Origin of the sequence: Streptomyces sp. NBC_00876, assembly GCF_045207435.1 — a bacterium.
GTDB lineage: Bacteria > Actinomycetota > Actinomycetes > Streptomycetales > Streptomycetaceae > Streptomyces.
Genome location: NZ_CP108800.1, coordinates 4,761,291 through 4,782,343 on the forward strand (window position 1 = coordinate 4,761,291; position 21,053 = coordinate 4,782,343).

16 protein-coding genes are annotated in these 21,053 nt (G+C 70.8%); 9 read left to right on the top strand and 7 right to left on the bottom strand.

Translation table 11 applies throughout. The features are described 5' to 3' along the window. Positions 1 to 95 precede the first annotated feature (95 nt). Positions 96 to 4,379: a S8 family serine peptidase gene (locus OG782_RS20845; RefSeq protein WP_406453123.1), complete on the bottom strand. Its 4,284-nt coding sequence runs from the start codon at positions 4,377 to 4,379 to the stop codon at positions 96 to 98. Positions 4,380 to 4,790: 411 nt separating this feature from the next. On the opposite strand from OG782_RS20845, the gene OG782_RS20850 reads away from it, so the two are divergent. Continuing rightward, a complete protein-coding gene (locus OG782_RS20850; protein WP_406453125.1) occupies positions 4,791 to 7,361 on the top strand; it encodes a S8 family serine peptidase in 2,571 nt (856 codons plus the stop codon). Then, a complete protein-coding gene (locus tag OG782_RS20855) occupies positions 7,361 to 10,303 on the top strand; it encodes an FG-GAP-like repeat-containing protein (RefSeq protein ID WP_406453127.1) in 2,943 nt (980 codons plus the stop codon). The genes OG782_RS20850 and OG782_RS20855 overlap by 1 nt, the downstream gene beginning before the upstream one ends. Before the next feature lie 70 nt (positions 10,304 to 10,373). Here the strand turns inward: OG782_RS20855 and OG782_RS20860 are convergent, their stop codons facing one another. After that, complete coding sequence (locus OG782_RS20860; protein ID WP_406459178.1) at positions 10,374 to 11,189, bottom strand: hypothetical protein; 816 nt, start codon at positions 11,187 to 11,189, stop codon at positions 10,374 to 10,376. Positions 11,190 to 11,565: 376 nt separating this feature from the next. Here OG782_RS20860 and OG782_RS20865 point away from each other — a divergent pair, with 376 nt between their 5' ends. Next, the gene (locus OG782_RS20865; RefSeq protein ID WP_406453128.1) at positions 11,566 to 12,375 is read left to right on the top strand and encodes a hypothetical protein; all 810 of its coding nucleotides are present in this window, start codon (positions 11,566 to 11,568) and stop codon (positions 12,373 to 12,375) included. A gap of 231 nt (positions 12,376 to 12,606) precedes the next feature. Then, positions 12,607 to 13,077, top strand: coding sequence for a hypothetical protein (locus OG782_RS20870; protein WP_406453129.1), 471 nt, complete (start codon positions 12,607 to 12,609; stop codon positions 13,075 to 13,077). Between the two features lie 67 nt (positions 13,078 to 13,144). Here the strand turns inward: OG782_RS20870 and OG782_RS20875 are convergent, their stop codons facing one another. Both OG782_RS20875 and OG782_RS20880 read right to left on the bottom strand, forming a co-directional pair. Further along, complete coding sequence (locus OG782_RS20875) at positions 13,145 to 13,411, bottom strand: DUF397 domain-containing protein (RefSeq protein WP_406453131.1); 267 nt, start codon at positions 13,409 to 13,411, stop codon at positions 13,145 to 13,147. Further along, entirely contained in the window at positions 13,392 to 14,234 is an 843-nt protein-coding gene (locus OG782_RS20880) for a Scr1 family TA system antitoxin-like transcriptional regulator (protein WP_406453133.1), read from the bottom strand. Before OG782_RS20880 ends, OG782_RS20875 begins: the two co-directional genes overlap by 20 nt. A gap of 113 nt (positions 14,235 to 14,347) precedes the next feature. Here OG782_RS20880 and OG782_RS20885 point away from each other — a divergent pair, with 113 nt between their 5' ends. The 5 genes from OG782_RS20885 to OG782_RS20905 all read left to right on the top strand — a co-directional run bounded on the left by OG782_RS20885 (position 14,348) and on the right by OG782_RS20905 (position 17,349). Next, positions 14,348 to 14,590, top strand: a complete 243-nt coding sequence (locus OG782_RS20885; RefSeq protein WP_406453135.1) for a hypothetical protein — start codon at positions 14,348 to 14,350, stop codon at positions 14,588 to 14,590. After that, the gene (locus OG782_RS20890; RefSeq protein WP_406453137.1) at positions 14,580 to 14,825 is read left to right on the top strand and encodes a hypothetical protein; all 246 of its coding nucleotides are present in this window, start codon (positions 14,580 to 14,582) and stop codon (positions 14,823 to 14,825) included. The genes OG782_RS20885 and OG782_RS20890 overlap by 11 nt, the downstream gene beginning before the upstream one ends. Positions 14,826 to 14,879: 54 nt before the next feature. Continuing rightward, the gene (locus tag OG782_RS20895; protein ID WP_406453139.1) at positions 14,880 to 15,698 is read left to right on the top strand and encodes an inositol monophosphatase family protein; all 819 of its coding nucleotides are present in this window, start codon (positions 14,880 to 14,882) and stop codon (positions 15,696 to 15,698) included. A gap of 41 nt (positions 15,699 to 15,739) precedes the next feature. Next, entirely contained in the window at positions 15,740 to 16,624 is an 885-nt protein-coding gene (locus OG782_RS20900; protein ID WP_406453141.1) for an EamA family transporter, read from the top strand. 119 nt (positions 16,625 to 16,743) lie between these two features. Further along, positions 16,744 to 17,349 (top strand): Uma2 family endonuclease, encoded by a 606-nt coding sequence (locus OG782_RS20905; RefSeq protein ID WP_406453143.1) that lies wholly within the window; start codon positions 16,744 to 16,746, stop codon positions 17,347 to 17,349. Positions 17,350 to 17,415: 66 nt separating this feature from the next. On the opposite strand, the gene OG782_RS20910 is transcribed toward OG782_RS20905, so the two are convergent. The 3 genes from OG782_RS20910 to OG782_RS20920 form a co-directional block, all read right to left on the bottom strand. Next, positions 17,416 to 18,960 carry a PTS transporter subunit EIIC gene (locus tag OG782_RS20910; protein WP_406453145.1) on the bottom strand — a complete coding sequence of 515 codons (1,545 nt, stop codon included), beginning with the start codon at positions 18,958 to 18,960 and terminating at the stop codon, positions 17,416 to 17,418. 49 nt (positions 18,961 to 19,009) lie between these two features. Beyond that, positions 19,010 to 19,975 carry an N-acetylmuramic acid 6-phosphate etherase gene (gene murQ, locus OG782_RS20915; RefSeq protein WP_406453147.1) on the bottom strand — a complete coding sequence of 322 codons (966 nt, stop codon included), beginning with the start codon at positions 19,973 to 19,975 and terminating at the stop codon, positions 19,010 to 19,012. 81 nt (positions 19,976 to 20,056) lie between these two features. Then, positions 20,057 to 20,974, bottom strand: coding sequence for a MurR/RpiR family transcriptional regulator (locus tag OG782_RS20920; protein WP_406453149.1), 918 nt, complete (start codon positions 20,972 to 20,974; stop codon positions 20,057 to 20,059). Positions 20,975 to 21,053: the final 79 nt, after the last annotated feature.

A 21,053-nucleotide genomic window follows, 5' to 3' on the forward strand; every position in this document is an offset into this window, starting at 1 on the left:
CGGACGTTGAGGTTCCCCGGCTGACGGACGCCGGCCGGGTGAGCGGAGGTGCCTCCCCGGCTGCCCGCGCACGCGGGCAGCCGGGAAGGACACGGTCAGGACGGCAGCTTGGCGACGACGATCTTCGTCGAGCCCCCGTCCGTCAGATCGCTGGCGTAGAACGCCACCTCGCCCCGGTTGTTGATGCCGAGGCCCTCCAGAGGTGCCCAGTGCTTGCGGTCCACCATGGCGCCGATGTCGTACATCCGGCCCTGCGGGTCCCACAGCACGGCCGTCTCGGCGTCGGGCTCGAGCTCGGCGGTGCCGGTGATCCAGCCGGCGTCGTTCACCGCCAGCGCCTGGGCGTCGAAGCCCAGGTCGGGCAGCCGGGTCATGGTGCCGCCCGGCTTCAGGACGAACGCGTCGTCGCCGCTCTTGCCGACGATCACACCGGACGCGTTGACGCCCCGGGCGGTGCTGTCGGCCATGCCGGGCAGCGTGCCCAGGTCGGTGACCGAACCGTCCACGCTCCACTTCACCGCGTGGCGGGCGCCCGCCTTGTACGAGTGGCCGACGATGACACCGGATTCGTTGAGCGCGAGCGGCTCGGTCAGGGTGCGCGAGTCGGTCAGGTGGTTCAGCTTGCGGAACCCGTCCTTCGCGGACCAGATGAACGGGTCGTTGACCTGCATGTTGCCGCTGGTCGCGGGGTTCTTGATGTACCCGGTGGCGTTGCCGACGACGGTACCGGCGTCATCGACCGCGAAGCCGCGGTCGAAGCTGTACTCCTCCCAGTCGGGCAGCGGGAGCGTGGTGAGCTTGCCGTCCGCGTCCCACACGGCGCCGCGGGTGCCGCCGCCCGTCAGCGTCACCTGACCCGTGGTGTACGCACCGGACTGGCTCAGGCCCAGGGCGCTGCCGTTGCGCACCCCGGTGTTGTCGAGCAGCGTGACGCCGTGCTCGGCGTCCCAGCGGACCGGCCGGGTGACCCCTGAGACCTGCGCCGAACCGGACACCTGCCCCTGGTCGTTGAAGCCGAAGCCGCTGGCCGGGCCGAAGGACCCGGTGACGTCGAGGGACGGCACGGTGACGTTGCCGAGCAGCACGTCCGCGCTGCCCAGCGTCGTTCCCGCGTCGTTCGCCAGGGAGAACCGGCCGACCAGACGGCGGCCGGCCGGCGGCGCGGTGTCCGCGACGAGACGCCCGGCGATCTTCATGGACTGTCCGGTGCCCACCTTCACCGGCTTCTCGTCGTCCACCGTCACCGCACCCAGCGACTTCGAGAACATCGTGTCCTGGATGTCGAACTCGGTGGAACCGGACGGCACGTCGGTGCCCGCGATGTACAGGAAGTAGTAGCCGGGCTTCGGGTTCTTCATGGTCAGCGACTCACGCGAGCCGCCGTGGGTGGACGAGGCGACCAGGGCTCCGGACTGGGCGACCAGGTACAGGTCGAGGTCGGCGTCCTCGTCGGAGGCGTTGCCCAGTACGACCTCAAGGCGGGTCGCGTCGCGCGGCACCGTGATCTGCTTGCCGGTCATCGCCTGGGAGGCGACGGTGGGCCGGGCCTGCGACAGGGCGCCGAGCGAGCCGCCGGCCGCGTGCGCGGTCACCGGGGCGAACCGGTTGACGGCGGTGAACGCCTGCTCGGTGGGCGCGTGCAGGGCGGCCTCGGCGACCACGGACGACGCCGGGTCGAACGTGGCACCCTGAACGGACGCGCTCAGCCGGTACGGGTTCTCCATGACGGGCGACGTGCGCCGCGCCTCCACCTCGAACTCCCAGATGCCGGGCATCGGCTGCTCGTAGGTGCGCGAGGCGGGGTCGCACGTCCCGGCGTCCGAGAAGTTCGTGTAGCAGAGGCTGACGGCGGTGGCGTCCACGGGCATGCCCTGCGGGTCGATGGCGAGGAACCGGGTCTGGCTGTCGCCCGCGATCCCGCTCAGGTCCACCTTCAGCGCCGAGGCGCCCTCGGCCACGGACACGAACACCGAACGTGTCTGGTTGCGGTCCACCGATCCCTTGGCGCTGACCGTGTAAGAGGACTTCGCCGGGTCGGCGGCGGCCACGACGGTGACCGGGACGAGCTTGTCGACGCCGGGGGTCGTCGGGTCGTCGACGCGCAGCAGCGCCGAGTGCGCACCGGTGGAGCCGGTCCGCGCGCGGACGGTGACGGTGGTCTCCTTGCCCTTGCCGAGCAGCACGACGGGCGGGGCGCTGAACGTGCCGTCATTGCCCAGCCACGACAGCAGCGCGACACCGCTGCCGGAGCCGGTACGGGTCAGCCGGACGTCGTACGCCTTGGTGTCGCCGGTGGTCTGGCCGCCGTCGCCGGGGGAGCACCGGTTGTACACGCCGGTGCCGGACTTCGGGGTGGCGAGCATTCCGGCGAGCGCCCCGCACACGGGGGCGTTGACGGTGTACGACGTCGGCTCGGCGCCCTTCGCGAGCAGCTTCCACGCCTTCGGGACGTTGATGAGCCCCGCGCCCTGCGCGTACGCGGGCTGGTCGGCGAGGAACGTCGCCGAGCTCGTCAGCGCGGTGCGCAGCGCGGCCGGCGTCACCTTCGTACCGGAGCGCCGAGCAGCCGACAGGAGCAGCGCGACAGCGCCCGCCGCCTGCGGCGACGCCATCGACGTACCGTTGAACATGCCGTATCCGGCGGGCAGTTCATAGCCGGTGTCGGGTACGCCCTCGCCGGGCATCCAGGTGGGTATGGACGACACCGCGGCGCCCGGGGCGACGATCTCCGGCTTCATGCCGCCGTCCTCGCGCGGTCCGCGCGCGGAGAACGGGAACAGGGACTGGGAGGCCCGGACCCTGGAGCCGTAATCGGCCCACCAGGTGTCCTTGCTGACGGACGCGCCGACCGCGAGCACCTTGTCGGAGACGGCGGGGTCGGCGACGGTGTTCATGCCCGGCCCGTCGTTGCCGGCCGATGACACGATCTGGACGCCGTAGTCGTCGATGAGCCGGTTGTAGAGGACGGACCGCACGTTGTTGCCGTCGTTGAGGGCGGGCAGTCCGCCGATCGACAGGTTGACGACGTCGACGTGCTGGTTCACGACCGCGTCGATCATGCCCTCGGCGAGTGCGTACGCGGTGCAGCCGGACGCGAACAGGCACACCCGCTCGGAGACGATCTGCGCGCCGGGCGCGGCGCCGTTCATCTTCCCGCCGAACAGGCTGTTGCCCGCGCTGATCCCGGCGACGTGCGTGGCGTGCGCGCCCGCGACGATGCCGATGTTCACGTAGTCGGCACTCTTGCCGGCGTTGCCGCCGCCCAGCGGCGACAGGTCCACGTCGTCGCGGTACTCGACGGTGAACGGCATCGACTCGGCGACGGGTGTGCTGGGGTCGTCCGTGCCGAACGAGGCGAACTTCCCGCTCTTCGCGTACGGTTCGACGACATCGCCGTCACCGAAGGTGTGGTCGAGGTCCGCGTCGACCCACACGCGGTGGTCGGCGGGCCGGTAGAGGACGGCGAAGGTGTCCTTGTAGTCGCCGTCGCGGTTCACGTCGCCGCCCAGCTCGCCGCCGTACGTCGTGCTCTCGGCGAAGGTCTGGAACTCGTACGTGCCGTCCGGCGCCTTGTAGTCCACGCCGCCGAAACGGAAAGTGCCTCCGGTGGCGGTGACGTTGCGGCTCATCTGGAGCCATGTCGGGTCGCCGTCGGTGAGCGGATCGGTCGCCGTGACCCAGTTCTTGATCTTCGGCTCGCCGGTCGTGGTCTTCTGCAGCGCCGGATGCGCGGCGTCCACGCCGGTGTCCAGGATGCCGATGGTCACGCCGCGCCCGTCCCAGTCGCGGTGCGCGGAAGTGAAGTCGGTGGCGCCCGTCTCGCCGGTGGGCAGATACGGGTTGTCGGCAGGGGTCCCCTTGCCGGGCGCGGCGGGAGTGCTGCTGCTCCCCGTGCCGGACGAGTGGTCCTGCTTCCGGTCCTCACCGGTGACCGGTGACGGGTCGGGGATCTTGAACGTCTCGTTCAGGTCGACGGCGCGCACCGAGGACAGCGCGGCCAGCTCGGTGACCTTGCCGGTGGGTACGGTGGCGCGCACGTAACCGAGCTTGTCGGTGACCTCGCCGACGGTGCCGCCGAGCTGGGTGACGCGGCGGCGCACGTCGGCCGTGTCACCGCGATCGGTGGCCAGCAGCACGGTGACCGTGGCGGCCTTCTTGCTCTCGGCCTTCTGGAGAAGGGTGCGGTCGTGCGAACCGAGCTTGTCCCGATCGGACTTGAGGGGCTGCTTCGGTACGTCGGGCACGGCAGCGCCCAACGGACCCGGCACAGGCGCCGCTTGGGCGGGCAGGGCGGACAGGCCCAGCAGAGGAACGGTCAGCCCTGCTGCGAGGACGGCAGCGGTGAGCCGTCGTCTGGCGGGGGTTGGTTTGCGGGACATGGTTGTCCTGCTCCTTCCGGGGTGGGTGTGCTCCCCGGGTCTACAGAGTCGGACGGACCCCGCGCACCAGATGGAGGTGGCGACAATTCGACATGTCGTAGAGCCGCCATGAGACGGGGCAGGGCGTTACCGGCGAGGGCGGTCCCGCCCGGGTGTCACTGGCGGGTGCGGTCTGCCCGCGGGACCAGCCCCGCCCGGAAGGTCAGTCTGCCGGGCAGGGAGGGTGGGTGGGGACCAGGGCCGGCCGCCCGGCACAGTCCTGTGCCGGGCGCCGCCAGGCGGTCAGTAATACCTCAGTAACGGGCTCCTCGTAGGTTCTCGCACCAACCTGGCCGTGCTTGCGGTGCCTCCCCCGGTCTCCGGAGGTCCGGCCGGGTCGCAGCGCACCTCTCCCGGTAGGAGCTCCCCTTCATGTACCCACCCAGAAGCCCCCGGCGCCGCGGCGTCGCATGGGCGGCGACCGCGTTCACGGCCCTGGCCGTGCTCGGTTCGGCGCCGTCCGCCGTCGCCGTCACCGGATCCGGGTCCACCGCGACCCCCGCCCCGGCCGCCAAGGTCGACTCCGCTCTGCGTGCCGCTGTCGGCAAGGGCAAGGAGTCGACCTTCTTCGTTGTCATGAAGAAGAAGGCCGACCTGTCCGCCGCCCGGGGCAAGCGCGTGCACAAGGACAAGGCCAAGTCCGCCTTCTCCGCGCTGCGGGCCGAGGCGGGCACCTCGCAGAAGTCCCTGGCGTCCTTCCTCGACAAGAAGAAGGTCGGCCACGAGTCGTTCTGGATCACCAACGCCGTCAAGGTGACCGGTGACCAGAAGCTCGTGGACGAGCTCGCCGCGCGGTCCGATGTCGCGAGCATCGTCAAGGAGCAGCGCTACGCGCTCGACGAGCTGGAGTCCTCCACGACGCCCGGCACGAAGACCGACGCGGACTCCGGTGCCACCGAGGTCACCCCCGAGTGGGGCGTCAAGGACATCAAGGCCGATCAGGTCTGGGACCAGTACAACGACCGCGGTGACGGGATCGTCATCGCCAACGTCGACTCGGGTGTGCAGTACGACCACCCGGATCTGGTGGGCAACTACCGGGGCAACCTGGGCAACGGCACCTTCAGCCACGACTACAACTTCTTCGACCCGACCGGCCAGTGCACCACCGGTGCCCCCTGCGACAACAACGGCCACGGCACCCACACCATGGGCACCATGGTCGGCCAGAACGGCGTGGGCGTCGCCCCCGGCGCCAAGTGGATAGCCGCCAAGGGCTGCGAGGCCAGGGAGTGCTCGGACTCCTCCCTCCTGGCCGCCGGCCAGTGGATCCTCGCGCCGACCGACCACAACGGGCAGAACCCGAAGCCCGATATGGCGCCCGACATCGTCAACAACTCCTGGGGCGGCGGTGACACGAACTTCTACCAGGACATCGTGAAGGCGTGGAACGCGGCCGGGATCTTCGAGGCCTTCGCCTCGGGCAACGACGGCGACGGCGCGACCTGCTCGACCGGCCACGCGCCCGGTTCGCAGGCCGACTCCTACGGCGTGGGCGCCTATGACGTCAACGGGAAGATCGCCGACTTCTCCGGCTTCGGCCCCTCCGTCTTCGACGGCTCGATGAAGCCGAACATCTCCGCCCCGGGCGTCAACGTCCGCTCCACCTGGCCGGGCAACTCGTACAACTCCATCTCCGGTACGTCGATGGCGACCCCGCACGTCGCGGGCGCCGTCGCCCTGCTGTGGTCCGCGGCCCCCTCGCTCATCGGCAAGATCGACGAGACCCGCGCCCTGCTCGACCAGGGTTCCGCGGACGTCGACGACACCCACTGCGGCGGCACCGCGGCGATGAACAACGTCTGGGGCAGCGGCAAGCTGGACATCCTGGCCTCCGTCGACGCCGCCCCGCACACCGCGGGCACCATCACCGGCACCGCGACCGACCGGGCCACCGGCAAGGCCGTGACCGCCACCGTGACCGCGAAGAACGGCGACATCACGCGTACGGTCACCACCGTCGCCGACGGCAGCTACCAGCTGCACCTGCCCGCCGGCACGTACACGGTCACCACGACCGGCTACGGCTACGCGTCCCGCACCGACACGGTGACGGTCGGCATCGGCGAGACCAAGTCGCTCGACGTCGCGCTCGACGCGGTCGCCCGCCACAGCGTCTCCGGCACGGTCCTGGACGTCACCGGCAAGCCCCTCAAGGGCGCCAAGGTGCAGTTCGCCGACGCGCCCCTGGACGCGGTCACCACCGGCACCGACGGCACGTACACCTTCCCGTCCGTCGCCGAGGGCTCCTTCCACCTGACCGTGAAGCCCGCCGCCCCGGTGCTGTGCAACGGCGACTGGACCGGCGCGTTCACCGTCGACGGGAACGAGACCGTGTCGGCCTCGCTGCCGCCGCGCACCGACGCCGCCGGTACGTACTCCTGCACGCCCGCCGCGTACGGCTGGGTCTCGGGGAAGACGAACGTCGCCCTGAGCGGTGACGAGAACGCCAAGGGCGTCGCCCTGCCGTTCCCCGTGAACTACTACGGCGTCTCCTACACCAGCGCCAACATCACCACCAACGGTCTGGTGAACTTCCTGTCGCCGCGCCTCGGTGACTACGCCAACACCGCGCTGCCCGCCGCCGCCCAGCCCAACGGCGTCGTCGCCGCCTTCTGGGACGACCTGACGATCGACAAGAAGTCCAGCGTCCAGACCACCACGACGGGCGCCGCGGGCCACCGCACCTTCGCCATCGTGTGGAACAACGCCGCGCTCGTCTCCGACACCTCGGTGCGCCTCAGCTTCGAGGCCGTCTTCGACGAGGCGACCGGCACGATCACCCTCCAGTACAAGGGGATCGGCACCAAGGCGACGCAGAAGGGCTCCTCCGCGACCATCGGCATCGAGAACCAGGCCGGCACGGACGCCCTCCAGTACTCCTTCAACGAGACCGTCCTCAAGGACGCCTCCGCGATCCGCTTCTTCCCGAAGGCCGCGTGATGAGGAACATCAACCGAAGAGGCGTACGCCTCGCCTCCATGCTGGTGGCCGCCGGACTGGTGCTGAGCGCCGCCCCGGCCGCGCTCGCCGCCGACGCCGACAACAGCAACGGTCTGCTGACGCTCACGGACAGCCAGGCCGCCGACCTCTCCGCGCGTGCGCAGCTGAACCCCTACGGCGACGCCGAGGGTCAGGCCTACGACCCGCAGCACGTGGGCACCCGTGAGGACGCGGCCACGGCACCGTCCACAGGCACGACGGGCGGCAGCGGCAGCGGCTCGTCGCTCGACGGCGCCACCGCCGACGCGGCAGGCACCTGGAAGGTCACCAAGAAGTCGTCCGTGGAGGGCGACTTCGGGATGGTCGCGACCGCCCCGGTGGCGGGTGCGAACGGCGACTACTTCGCCCTCGACGCGCTCGGCCCCGTCCAGCGGCGGTCCGCCGACGGCAAGGAGGTGTGGCGGCGCGACAACGCCTCGCTGTACGCCGACTGGAAGATCACGAACGTTCGTCCGTGGCAGACCGAGCCCTACCCGGCGCGCATCGTCATGGGCTCCAACGCGGTCGGCCCCTTCACCGTGGCCTCCGACAACGGCTACACCACCGGTGACCTGACCGGTGACGGTGTGGACGACGTGGTCTTCACCGCGAGCGTCGGCGCCTACCCCTACCGCCCGTTCACGTCCCCCGACTCGAAGCTGCCGACCGGCACCTTCGTGACGGTCCTGGACGGCAAGAGCGGCAAGACGCTGTGGACCAAGCTCTACACGGGCGTCTACAACATCAAGCTGGTCGGCAAGACCCTGGTGCTCGCGGACTCGCCGTACCTGAACCTGAACGCGCCCCAGGACTCGAAGACCACGCTGACGGGTATCCGCTTCTCGTACGCCGACGGCGCGCTCACCCCCGCCGACACCTGGTCGTACGACGCGGGCGCCTTCCTCGGTGCGAGCTGGGCGAGCCTGGAGCCGCTGGGCGACGGGCTGATCGCCGCCTCCTGGGACCAGCGCAAGCTGAGCGCCACCACCGATCCGTCCGGTCACACCCTGGTGCTCGACACCGCGGACGGCAGCGTCAAGTGGCAGGCCACCAACCGCCTCTACTCGCGGCAGCTGCACTACGACGCGGCCCGCAAGAGCATCGTCGCGCTGGAGCAGTCGGACCCGAACGAGGGCGTCGCCTACGAGCTCGCCTCGTACGCGCTGTCCGACGGCACCCGCACCACCGTCGACCGTCGGATCAACGCACTGCCGATCGACCTGGTGATCGGTGACCTCCAGGGCAGCTCCAAGCCGGAGTACACGGTCAGCGAGTCCACGCTGGACGCCGCGCTGTACATCAACTCCAACACCGTGCGCGCCGTCAACGGCGACGACGGCAGTGAGCTGTGGTCGCGCACGGTCAAGCGTGACGAGGCCAACGGCCATGACGGTGGCGGCGCCTGGGGTCTCGAAGTGGTGGACGGCAAGGTCGTCGCCTCGTACAAGGACGACGCCGGCTACGAGATGGCCGAGAACCGCGCCGCAGGCCGCTACGGCCGCCTCGCAGTCCTGTCCGGCAAGGACGGCTCGGTGCGCTGGGAGCAGCGCGGCCTGGTCACCTCGCAGATGTGGGCACAGCCGTTCCGCAAGAACGGCGGCTGGCGGCTGCGGACGGTCGACACGAACGAGAACATCCGCACGTACAACCTGGGCAGCGGCAAGCAGGAGAACCTCCTCCCGCTGCGTTCCGCGGTCAGCTCGGCGGTGTCCACGGACATCACCGGCGACAAGAAGCAGGACCTGATCGTCGGCGGTGTGTCCAACGGCGTCTTCGCGTACGACGGCCCGTCGATGGTGTCGGGGACGCCGAAGCAGCTGTGGACGGCCACCGTGCCCGGCCAGGTGCACGGGCTCGTGAAGGCCGACGTCAACGGCGACAAGCGGGACGAGACGATCGTCGCCGCCGACTCCGCGACCGCGGTGCTGGACTCCCGTACGGGCAAGGTCCTCACCACGATCGACGGCCAGGGTCAGTTCGTCCGTTCGGCGCAGGCCGCCGACGTCAACGGTGACGGCAAGGCCGAGATCCTCGTGGCCACCGACAAGGTGCGCGTCTACAACGGCAGCGGCAAGAAGCTGTGGGAGTACGGCGCCCCGGCGTCCGCCGGTGACGTCGTCTTCGCGGACGTCTCGGTCGCCGACGGCCACCTCTACGCCCAGTACGCCTCGCACACCGGCGACGTGGGCTCCATGCAGCCCGGCGTGGCCGGTGGTGTCGCCCTGAACGCCAGGACCGGCACCCTCGACTGGGCGGTCACTCCGAAGACGGGGTCCGCGACGGACGGCGTCATCTACGGCGCCCCGCTGCGGGCCGGTACGTTCGCCTCGCCCGGCATTCCCTACGCGGACGGGCACGCGGTCGTCTTCACCGCGTTCGTCGAGGACGCCACCGGCGCCCTGAAGACCATGATGCAGATCCGGGACGGTCGCACGGGTGAGCTGCTCCACGAAGGCGCCGACGGCGGCCCGTGGGGCCTCACCGGCTGGCTGACCGGTCCCGACGGTCTGACCATGGTCAGCAGGGTCTCCCTGCGTACCTTCGGGCCGAACGGCCAGGACTCACGGGTGTACACGATCGCGGACTCGCACACGGCCGCCTTCGCGAACGGTCCCGGCGGCAAGCGCATCATCGTCTCGGGCGAGCTCGGCGGCGCCAGCACGTACGACCCCTCGATCCTCACCGCAGGAAACGACTACCCGTACAGCGTGGCCGACGTCCAGGCGATGGGCGGCGACGAGATCCACGTCGCCGACCTGAACGGTGACGGCGTCGACGAGATCGTGTCGCTCAACTTCGACGAGTACGGCATGGACCGTACGACGGCGCTCCAAGGCGGCGGCTACTCCGCGCCGTTCTCCGCGATGCGCCAGACGATCGTGGCGACGATCGACGCTCCCTGACCGACGCACATCACCGGTGCAGGCCCCCGCGTCCCCCAGGACGCGGGGGCCTGCGGCCGTTCCGGGGCCTTCACCGGTGGGTCCGCTCCGCCCGGGGCACCAGCCCCGCCCGCACCGCGCTCATCCGTGCCCGCACACCCTGTACGGGCACGGCGCCCTCCGGGCCTCTGGGCGCCTCATCCGCTGTGCCCCGGCAGGCCCCGCAGACCCCGCCCGGCATCGCCTCCGGGCTGCCGGGCGCCCGGCACTCGCTGCACTCCAGGGTGCGCAGGACGACCTGGCGGACGGGAGCGATACGGAGGGGCGGCAGCTTGTCCAGCAGCCTGCGTCCGACGAACCGGGCGGCGTGATGGACCCGTACCGGCAGTCCCTCGGTCAGCGCGTGCAGGATCTCCGCCTCGGTGGCGCCACGCTCTAACCACTCGCCGACCTGCGGTTCGAGTTCCACACAGCTGGCCTGGGACAGCGTCAGCGCGGGCGTGGTGCGCCCGAGCGCGGCCAGCAGGATGAACGCCCGTGAGCGGGTGGAGCGTTGGGGCTCCGGCGGTACGTCACCCCGGGTGAAGGCCGCCCACCACTCGTCGTCGCGTGCGGTACGGGAGAAGAACGTCCGGGTCACCCACAGCAGCGCCTCCTCCGTCGCCACGCACTCACTGCCCCGGCGCAGATGTCCTGCCGCCTGGAGCCGGTTGAGCGTGGTCCGCAGCGCGCACTGCCCGTACGGGAGCGCCTTGGCCAGGGTCTTCACGGAGATGTCGGCGCCGTCGCACAGACCGTCGATGTAGGCGGCGATGGCGGCGTCACGGGGGAGGAGATGGACGAAGTCGTGGCCCGTGCGCGGGCGTTGGTCCGGCGCGGAACGCTTGCCGTACCCGGGGTTGGCCATCGGGTGGTCGAGCGTGGGCGCGGGCACGTACGGGGGTACAGAGGCAGCACTAAGCTGGCTGACAGCCATGAGATCGGCCTTCTAGCGATCGAAGTGGTCAGGCCCCTGCTCGGTGTTTGCGCACCGGCGGGGGCCGTCGTGTCCCGGCTGACGCTAGAGCGTCGCTACGGTCCGTCGCAAGTCGATCGCGAGAAGTCAACCCGCCAGGCAGGGAGGGTGGGTGGGCATTCAATCCCGCCACCCCTTCCGCTGAAAGAGCGCTCGGATCTCGACGCTTGAGCCCCGGGCCGTGCCGCACCCCTCGGATTCCGCGCATGCGCACTGTTGTACGCTCCGGCGCACCGCGATTGGGGCGGGGAGAGAGAAAGCAGGACTCATGCGCAGGACAAGAGGCGTGGCTGTCGCGGTGGGGGCCGCGGCACTGGCGCTCGTCACCACGACGACCGCACACGCCGAGGGGCGGGGCGACATCCGGGTCATCAGCACGGTGGTCGACCACGGGACGAACGTCATCGTGGGGACGTCGAAGACCGTCAGATACCCGATCGCCATGACGATCAAGGACAACTCGGGCGTCAAGTACGTGAGCAGCGTCGACACGTACAACATCGCCAACGGCATCGGCATCGCGCAGATGGACTCCGTGACGTGCGAGAAGAAGAGCGCCACCACGTCGGTCTGCACGGCGATGATGAGCATCGTCCCGGAGTGGATGCACGGCTACTCGTCGGACGATGCCGATGAGATGGCGGGGACCTGGTCGGTGAGCGCGACGGTCAACGCCAACGACCGCGACTACTGGATCTCCGACCGCATCGCCTTGTACCGGGTCAAGCGTGCCGCGACCCTCGTGACCGATGCCGCGCCCGATCAGGTGCGCCCGGGAGAGAAGTTCAAGATCACCGGAAAGCTCGCGCGGGCCAACTGGGAGGACCTGAAGTACTACGGCTACACCGGGCAGTCGGTGAAGCTCCAGTTCAAGAAGGCCGGTGCGAGCTCGTACACGACGGTCAAGACGGTGAAGACCGGCACCAGCGGAAAGCTCAGCACCACGGTGACCGCGACATCGGCGGGCGCCTGGCGCTGGTTCTTCGACGGCACCGGCACCACGGCGCAGATCGCCTCGGCCGGTGACACGGTGCGGGTGGGTCAGCCCACGCTCAAGAGGGTCACGTTCGCGCGGTAGTGAAGCTGGACCGAAGGCCCGGTGGTTGAGCCCACCGGGTCTTTCGCGTGCGGGGGTTCGGCCGCATGGCCGGGCGCGCGTCACGGAGCCGGTGCGCCGGTTTGCTGCCAGTACGCCGCGGCCATTGGTGTGGTGGCGGTGGCTCAGGACCCCGACGGTTTGTGATCTTGGGGGTGACGCGGATCACACGGCCCGCGCTCCCACCCCCCTCACGTCTGACCGAGGAGTCCCGTGCGTATTCGCGCGATCCTTTCCCTGGCCGCGTCCGCTGTCGCGGTCGTGGCGCTGGCCACCCCGTCACAGGCCGCTGACGACGGCGTCTACCTCATCCACAGCACGCGGAGCGGCGCCTGCCTGAACGCCGGCGGCGGCCCCTTCGGCGGCCGGCTCGGCGACTGCGGCGGCATCGACGCTGCGTGGCGGCTCGTCAACCTGCCCGATGGCGCGGTGCAGTTCAGGCCGGTGCGACAGGCGGACCAGTGCCTGGGGCTGTCACCGGTGAGGATCTTCCCGCCGGCCGTGTCGGAGACCCCGTGCGACTCCAACCCGGACCAGTGGCTGGTCGAGGGTCCGGACGACCGCGGGCCCATCGCCCTGCGTCTCAAGGAGGTGCCGCAGGCGGGCTCGCTCACCGCGCGCGGCGACCGGGCCACGCTGGCCGGTGAGGGTGCGCCCGAGTGGGCCCTGGAGTGGGTCGGCTAGTCGGCCCCGGCAGAACGGGACGGGCCCGGGGCTCAAGCCCCGGGCCCGGTCGAGTGGTGAGACCGGTTCAGCCGCGCTTGAGGCCGGCGACGAAGGACTGCCAGGCGGCCGCGCGGAACACCAGCGCGGGGCCGCCGGTCACCTTGGAGTCGCGGACGGGGACGACCTCGGGGACACCGTCGAGCACTTCGAGGCAGTCGCCGCCGCTCCCGCCGCTGTAGGTGGACTTGCGCCAGGTGGCGACCTCAAGGCAGTTGCCGCCGTCGCCCCCGCTGTACGAGGACTTGTGCCAGGTCGCCATGGACAGGTCGTATTCAGAACCGCTGAGCTTCATGGTCGTAATCCTCCGCCACCGACTCGATCAGGGCCAGGGACGCTGCCGGTGATATCGCGCTGGCCGTCACCAGATCGTAAGTCAGTTGGTACTGCCGGACCGTGGCTGGATCGTCCTGCAAGTGGCCGATGCCCATGCCATCGACGTATGCGAGTGGGGGTGCGTCGGTGAAGGACATCAGCTTGAGCGGGCCGGTCAGTGCGGCGTGGGCGCCTTCCGAGAAAGGCAGGACCTGGACGACGATTCGGTGTTGCCTGGCCAGTCCCGCGATATGCCGAAGTGCCGCCGCCATGACTTCGGGACCGCCCACCCTCCGGCGTAATACCGCCTCGTCCAGCACGACCCACAACATGGGGACTGTTGGATCGGTGAGGAGCTGGGCGCGTTCCAGACGGGTCGTCACCAGTTCGTCGATGGCGCTGTCGACAGCGGTCGGCTGGTACTCCCGGAACACCGCCCGCGCGTACGCCTCGGTCTGCAACAGGCCGGGGATGAGCTGAGGCGCGTACTCCCGGATGGCCTCCGCGCGGGCCTCGGCCTCGGCGGCCTCCACGAAGTGTTCGGGGTACTTCGACTTCTTCAGCGCCGCGCAGTTCCGTACGAAGAAACCGTCCGCGCCCAGGATCTCGTCGAACTTCTCGGCCTGGTCCATCTGCATCCGCCGGACCCCGGACTCCAGCTGTCCGACGAACGAACCGCTGACGAAGAGCGGAGCGCCGAGCTCGGTCTGGGAGAGGCCCGCATTCTCTCTCCGATGGCGGAGTTCGGCACCGAGTAGGGCGCGAGGAGAGGAGGAGGGATCGAGCTTTCTGGGACCTGGCATGACAACTCCCTGTGGTACACGTGCGGTTGTTGGAACTGCACCTCTTCCAGGCTAACGAGAGAATCACCACTCTGGGTATGCATTGACATTACGCAGCGTGGAAGGAATGGATCATGACGACTACGGAACGGCGCAGGGCGGCAGCGGGCAGAATGCGGGAGGCCGAGGAGGCTGTGGCGCGGCTGCGGGACGGGTTCGCGGGGGTCGGGATCACCCTGCCCTCGCTGCGGATCGACCTGGCCTCGTGCGCGGCAAGCGATTCGGCAGCGCTGGTCGACCTGGGGCGCTGCAACCTCGATACGGCGCTGCGGCTGAGCCAGCTGCTGCACGGGAAGGCGGCGGGTCATGGCGGGTGAGGGCGACGGCGGGCTGGAGGCGTGTACGCCGGAGCCGGGGTCGTTCGCCCTGGACGTGCGGGACGGGCGGGTGGGCCGGGTGATGGGGCGGGTCGGCCCGTATGTGCAGCTGCGGCCGCCGGGTGGCGGCGCGGAATGGGACTGCCCGCCCGATTTCGTCCGCCCGGCGCCACCGGGGCTGGTGCTACGGGCGAGGGTGACCGAGGTCAACCGGGAGGGGCAGCTGCCGCGGTGAGGCTGCGGGGCGGGGCCGTGTCGGGGTGGGGAGGGGCGCGGATAGCCTGCGGGCATGGTGAGCATGGACACGGAAAGCGATGCGCAACTGGCCGTCCGGGCCGCGGAGGCGGGGGCGGCGGTCGTCCGCGACATGTACGGGACGACGCTGAGCCGGATCGCGAAGTCCGCCGGTGACTTCGCGACGACCGCGGACCTCGCGGCCGAGGAGGCCATCCTCGACGTGCTGCGGACGGCCCGGCCCGATGACGCCGTGACGGGCGAGGAGAGCGGGCGCACCGGCGCGGACGGCGCGCGGCGCAGGTGGCTGGTCGATCCCCTGTGCGGCACGCTGAACTACGCCGTGCGGAACATGCTGGTCGCGGTGAACGTCGCCCTGCGGGTGGGGCCCGACACCACCGCGGCCGCGTCGGCCGACCCGTTCAACGGGGAGGTGTTCTGGACCGACGGAGTGCACGCCCGTGTCCGGAAGGACGGCGTGGACGAGGAGCTGGAGCCCTCCGCCGGTTCGCGGCTGGTCGACGTCAATCTCGATGCGCCGTTCCCCAGCGCGCCGGGCTTCCGGGCGGTACAGCTCCTCGCCGCCCCGGAGTTCGCCGAGCGGTTCCGGCCGCGCGTCGTCTCCACCACGCTGGCCGTGGCCTGGGTCGCCGCCGGCCGCAGGGCCGCGTACGTCACCGACGGGGACCTGCGCGACAGCGTGCACTTCTCGGCCGGGATCGCGCTCTGCGAAGCCGCCGGCTGCGTGGTGACGGACATCCACGGCCGGCCGCCGTACACCGGAGCAGGCGGACTGATCGCGGCGGCGGACCGGGAGACGCACGAGGCGTTGCTGGAGATGGTGAGGAAGCAGGCCGCCCCGGACGGGCGCTGATCCCCACCCCGTTCCTGCCCCTCGTGGAAAGGCGTCCGGCGATGCCGGTTGTTCTCGTACTGCTGCTCGCCGGGACCTGGCTGCTCTCCGGCGCCCTGGTCACCGGGACCGAACCGCTGACCGTGGCGGTCGGGCGTACCGCCGTGTGCTGCCTGGTCCTGACCGTCGTCGCCGCGTCGTCCGCGAGCGGGCGGGCCGATCTGCGCCGGGCCGCTGCCCGGCCGGGGACCGTATGGCTGCTGGGGCTGCTCGGTTTCGCCGGGTACGCGGCCGGCACGCTGCTGGCCATCCCGCGCATCGGCACCTCGCTGACCAACCTCGTGGTCGCGCTGATGCCGTGCGCGTCGGTGGCGGTCGGCGCGCTGTTCTTCGGTGAGCGGTCCGGGCCACGCAAGGTTGCGGGCGCGGCCCTGGCCTGCGCGGCGGCCGCCGGATACGCGGCGCTGGGGGCCGACGCCGGGGACCTGGACCTCGTGGGGCTGCTGCTGGTGGCGGCCGCGACGGTGGCCTTCGCCGTCTACGGATTCCTCTACCGGCAACGGCTGTCGGCCCTGCCCCCGCTCGCCGTCCTGCCGGTGCTGCTCGCCGCCGCCACCTGCCTGCTGCTCCCGATGTCCCTGCCCGCGGTCATCGCGCACCCGCCGACCCCGGCCGCGACGGGCGGCATCGTGCTGCTGGGCGCCGCGGTCTACGCGCCCGCCTACCTCGTACAGCACCGGCTGATCCTGCTCCGCGGCCCGGTCTTCACCGCCGCCGTGCAACTGGCGGTGCCCTTCACGGTCCGGCTCGGCGACTGGGCCCTGGGCAGCGCCTCCGCCCCGTCGGCCGCCGAACTCCTGCTGCTGGCGGTGTGCTGCGGGGGGATCGCCCTCGTCACCGTGCAGGCGGGGGGCCGGTCGGTGGAGGCGGCCGCGTCCGACCGGTGAACAGCGTGCGGTGTTCGGTGCACCGGTCACACGATCGTGGGACGCTGAGGAAAGCGGCCCAGCGCCGCGAAACTGTCGATCTACGCTCCCCGGACAGGCTTCAGGAGAAGGGACCCGCGATGACCGCCGCGATGGTCGAGAACCAGCAGGACTCTGAAGGCCGCCCGTGGGACTACCTGCTGCGCACCTGGCAGGAACTGGACGTGCCCGAGGGGTGGCGCGCCGAGATCGACGAAGGGCAGATCGTCTTGGTACCGCCGCCGCATGCGCATCACAACGGCATCGCCGACAAGGTGCAGCGCCGTCTCTACGCGAATCTGCCCGACGAGCTGGGGATCTACCAGACCCTGGGGGTGCACGTGGCACCCCTCGACAAGTTGTACGTGCCCGACCTCGTGGTCATGCCGGCCGAGTTGATCGATGCCGCCGACTCCGAGAGCAGCGATCCGGTGGATGCCTCCGAGGCGCTGCTCGTCGTCGAGATCACCTCGAAGGGCAACGCCCGCGACGACCGCACGAAGAAGTACCGCGCCTACGCCCGCGCCGGAGTGCCGATGTATCTGCTGATCGACCGGTTCGACACCCGGGGGCCCATGGCCACGCTGTTCACGGAGCCCAACGAGGACGGTACGTTCAAGCACTCCGACCCGGTGCCGTTCGGCAAGCCGCTCGTCATGCCGGTGCCCTTCGACGTCGCATTGGCCACGGACGCCTTCCCGGTCTGACGCGGACAACAACGGAAACGGCGGCACCCCGCCGGGGTGCCGCCGTCTCCGTTGTTCCGTGGTCCGTCAGACCCCCGCGGGTTCCTTCGCGGTGGCGTCCGGGCCGGTGGTGCCGGTCGCGGGCGTGGCCGGGCCGGTGGCCGCGACCGGGGAGGCGGCCGGTTCCTGGGAGACGTTGAACTCCGTCAGCAGGTCCTTGCTGAAGCCGAAGAAGTACGTGGCGAGGAAGCCCGCCAGGTACCCGACCAGCAGGCCGCCCGCGTAGATCGCGATCGTCGAGCCCAGGCCGTGGTTGCCGTCCAGCAGCGGGAACAGCGCCCAGCCGGACGGGCCGATCGCGGTGGAGCCCACCGCGTCGCCGAGCTGGTTGAAGAAGCCGACGAACGCGCCGCCGAAGGCGCCACCCACGCACGCGGTGATGAACGGACGGCCCAGCGGCAGCGAGACACCGTAGATCAGGGGTTCGCCGACGCCCAGGAAGCCCGCGGGCAGGGCGGACTTGATCGTCCGGCGGATCGACTCGTTGCGCGGGAGGCGGAAGAAGACCGCGATGGCCGCACCGACCTGGCCGGCACCGGCCATGGCGAGGATCGGGAGCAGGACCGTGTAGCCCTGCTGCTCGATCAGCGTGGTGTGGATCGGGATCAGCGCCTGGTGCAGGCCCAGCATGACCAGCGGGAGGAAGAAGCCGCCGAGGACGAGACCCGCGCCCGCGCCGCCGTTGGACAGCAGCCAGTCGGCGAACGTACCGATCGCGGTGGAGATCTCACCCGCCACGTACATCAGGCCGAAGATCGTCACCAGGCCGGAGATGAGGACCGTCAGGGTCGGGGTGACCAGGACGTCCAGCGCCTCCGGGACCCAGCGACGGCACCACTTCTCCACGTACACCGCGAGGATCGCGGCGCCCAGGGCGCCGAGGACGCCGCCCTGGCCGGGGGAGAGCTTCTGGCCGAACGCCTCGATGTTCGCGACGCCCGGGAAGACGATGATGGCCGCGACCGCACCGCCGAGGATCGGCGTGCCGCCGAACTCCTTCGCCGTGTTGTAGCCGACGAAGACCGCGATCAGCGCCATGAAGCCGGACGCCATCGCCGCCAGGGCCGGGGTCACCGACGTCAGCCAGCCGAGGTTGACCAGCAGCCCGTTGAGTCCCGCGATGATGCCGCAGCCGATCAGGGCCGGGATCAGCGGTACGAAGATGTTGGCGATCCGGCGCAGGAACAGCTTGAACGGCGTGGCGTTCTTCGCCTTCCTGGCCGCCTTCATCTCGGCGCCCTGCGCGGCCAGTTCCTCCGCCGTGAGCGGGGCGGCGGAAGCGGCCGCGGTGGTCTCGGGGGCCGATTCCCGGGCCTCCTCGACGAGCTTCTCGAACTCCGGGGTGACGCGGGCGACCGTACCGGGACCGAGAACGATCTGGTACGTGTCGTCCTCGACCACACCCATGACGGCGGGCACGGCTTTCAGTGCCTCGTCCTGGACGAGCGAACTGTCGTGCAGACCCAGCCGGAGCCGGGTCATGCAGTGGGCAATGGAGCTGACGTTCGCGGCGCCACCGACGAGCGGAAGGATCGCGGCGGCAGTGGCGCGGTTCTTGTCTTCTGTAGCCATGGTGCGTGGTGCCTTGCTGTGCGGGGGGTGCGGAGGTGGAGCAGGAGGGTCAGGTGGAGCGGGGGGCGGCGGCGAGCGCGGCGCGCAGGTGGCCGTCCGACGCGGACAGGAGCGAGGCGGCGGTGGGGCCGTCGACCTGGCCGAGGATGGTGAGGATGGCGTTCTTCACCTCGCCGTCGGTGGCGGCGAGCGCGGCCTCGATCTCCTGGTCGGAGGCGCCGGTGGCCAGCGAGACGATGCGCCGGGAACGGGCGCGCAGCTTCTCGTTGGAGGCGCGGACGTCGACCATGAGGTTCCCGTACGTCTTGCCGAGCCGGATCATCGTGATCGTCGAGAGCATGTTGAGGACGAGCTTCTGCGCGGTGCCCGCCTTGAGGCGGGTGGAGCCGGTGAGCAGCTCGGGGCCGACGACGACCTCAAGGGGGTGCTCGGCGGCGGCGCCCAGGGCGGAGTCCGCGTTGCAGGACAGGCCGATGGTCAGCGCGCCCTTGGCGCGGGCGTGCTCGACGGCACCGATCGCGTACGGCGTGCGGCCGGAGGCGGAGATGCCGACCACGGTGTCGTCGGCGGTGAGGTTCAGCGCGTCGAGGTCGGCGGCGGCCAGCTCCTTGCTGTCCTCGGCGCCCTCGACGGCGGTGACCATCGCGGACGGGCCGCCCGCGATCAGGCCGACGACATCGGCCGGGTCGGTGTTGAAGGTGGGCGGGCACTCGCTGGCGTCCAGCACGCCGAGGCGGCCCGCGGTGCCCGCGCCCGCGTAGATCAGCCGGCCGCCGCGCGCCATGCGGGCCGCGGTGGCGTCGATCGCTGCGGATATCTCGGGGAGCCGGGCGGCGACGGCGGCGGGGACGGTCTGGTCCTCGCCGTTCATGATCCGGGCTATCTCGGGGGTGGCCAGCCGGTCGATCTCGGCGAGCTCGGGACGGAACGCCTCGGTGGTGAGGGTCGCGAGCTCGGCGCGCAGTTCCCCGTATCCGTCGGGGGTGGTGGCGTCGGCGTCGGTGAGGGAGGTCATGGAGAGCGGCTCTGCTTTCTTGAACTCGTACGGTTCTGCGGGTGCGGGTGCGGGTGCGGGTGCGGGGTTTGTCGTGCCGTGTCAGCGGGTGCGGGGGTTGTGGCGGTGGGCCAGCGCCTCGTAGGAGGCGGCGAGGGCCGGAGCCGCCGTCTCGTACGTACGCTGCGCGACTCCTATGAAGAGGCAGTCGACGACCAGGAGCTGGCTCGTCCGGCTCGACATGGCGGCCGGGCGCAGCTCGCTCTCGCGGGCCGTGGACGTGGTCAGCACGTGGTCGGCGTACTGCGTGACCGGTCCGTCGGGGCGGCCGGTGATCGCGACCGTCGTCGCACCGCGGTCGAAGGCGACGCGCAGCGGCTCGATGACGTCACCGGTCGAGCCGGAGTGGGTGATCGCGATGGCCACGTCGCCGGAGCGCAGCTGCACGGCGTTGGTCACCGCGAGGTGCGGGTCCATGTGGGAGTGCGCGATCAGCCCGATACGGGCCAGCTTCTGGGCCAGGTCCTGGCCGACGAGGGAGGAGGCGCCCACGCCGTAGATGTCGATGCGGCGGGCGGTGGCGGCGGCTGCCACGGCGGCACCGAGCTGCACCGTGTCGAGCCCGGCGGCCGTGTCGGCGAGGGTCTGCTGCTCGTCGTACGCGAGCTTGGCGACCACATCGGCGATCGGGTCGTCGACCGCTATGTCCGCGGTGACGGCGGGGGCCCGGCCGGACTGCTGGTGGGCGGCGAGACCGGCCAGCGCGAGGCGCAGGTCGCGGTAGCCGGGGTAGCCGAGGAGGCGGGCGGTGCGCACCACGGTGGCCTCGCTCGTACCCGTGAGCTCGGCGAGACCGGTGACCGTGAGCGCGGCGCAGCCGGCCGGGTCGCCGGCGACTGCCTCGGCGACCCGCTGCATGGAGCGGGTCATGGACGGAGCGAGCGTCCGCACCTTGGCCGCGAGGGCGGCCGGCGCGGGCGGCGAATCCGCGCTGAAACTTTCCTTCAGGTCATTGGTCACCTTTGAAAGATATTTTCAACCCCGGTGTCCGTCAACCCCCCTTTGGTCCTGACCTCTGAAAGGTCCGAAAGGGATGTCG

Excerpts from the sequence above, each read along its gene's own strand:
- OG782_RS20910 (WP_406453145.1), bottom strand. The coding sequence starts at position 18,960 with ATGGCTACAGAAGACAAGAACCGCGCCACTGCCGCCGCGATCCTTCCG.
- OG782_RS20855 (WP_406453127.1), top strand. The coding sequence starts at position 7,361 with ATGAGGAACATCAACCGAAGAGGCGTACGCCTCGCCTCCATGCTGGTG.
- OG782_RS20845 (WP_406453123.1), bottom strand. The coding sequence starts at position 4,379 with ATGTCCCGCAAACCAACCCCCGCCAGACGACGGCTCACCGCTGCCGTC.
- OG782_RS20885 (WP_406453135.1), top strand. The coding sequence starts at position 14,348 with ATGACGACTACGGAACGGCGCAGGGCGGCAGCGGGCAGAATGCGGGAG.
- OG782_RS20900 (WP_406453141.1), top strand. The coding sequence starts at position 15,740 with ATGCCGGTTGTTCTCGTACTGCTGCTCGCCGGGACCTGGCTGCTCTCC.
- OG782_RS20880 (WP_406453133.1), bottom strand. The coding sequence starts at position 14,234 with ATGCCAGGTCCCAGAAAGCTCGATCCCTCCTCCTCTCCTCGCGCCCTA.
- OG782_RS20895 (WP_406453139.1), top strand. The coding sequence starts at position 14,880 with ATGGTGAGCATGGACACGGAAAGCGATGCGCAACTGGCCGTCCGGGCC.
- OG782_RS20850 (WP_406453125.1), top strand. The coding sequence starts at position 4,791 with ATGTACCCACCCAGAAGCCCCCGGCGCCGCGGCGTCGCATGGGCGGCG.
- OG782_RS20860 (WP_406459178.1), bottom strand. The coding sequence starts at position 11,189 with ATGGCCAACCCCGGGTACGGCAAGCGTTCCGCGCCGGACCAACGCCCG.
- OG782_RS20865 (WP_406453128.1), top strand. The coding sequence starts at position 11,566 with ATGCGCAGGACAAGAGGCGTGGCTGTCGCGGTGGGGGCCGCGGCACTG.
- OG782_RS20905 (WP_406453143.1), top strand. The coding sequence starts at position 16,744 with ATGACCGCCGCGATGGTCGAGAACCAGCAGGACTCTGAAGGCCGCCCG.
- OG782_RS20890 (WP_406453137.1), top strand. The coding sequence starts at position 14,580 with ATGGCGGGTGAGGGCGACGGCGGGCTGGAGGCGTGTACGCCGGAGCCG.
- OG782_RS20875 (WP_406453131.1), bottom strand. The coding sequence starts at position 13,411 with ATGAAGCTCAGCGGTTCTGAATACGACCTGTCCATGGCGACCTGGCAC.
- murQ (WP_406453147.1), bottom strand. The coding sequence starts at position 19,975 with ATGACCTCCCTCACCGACGCCGACGCCACCACCCCCGACGGATACGGG.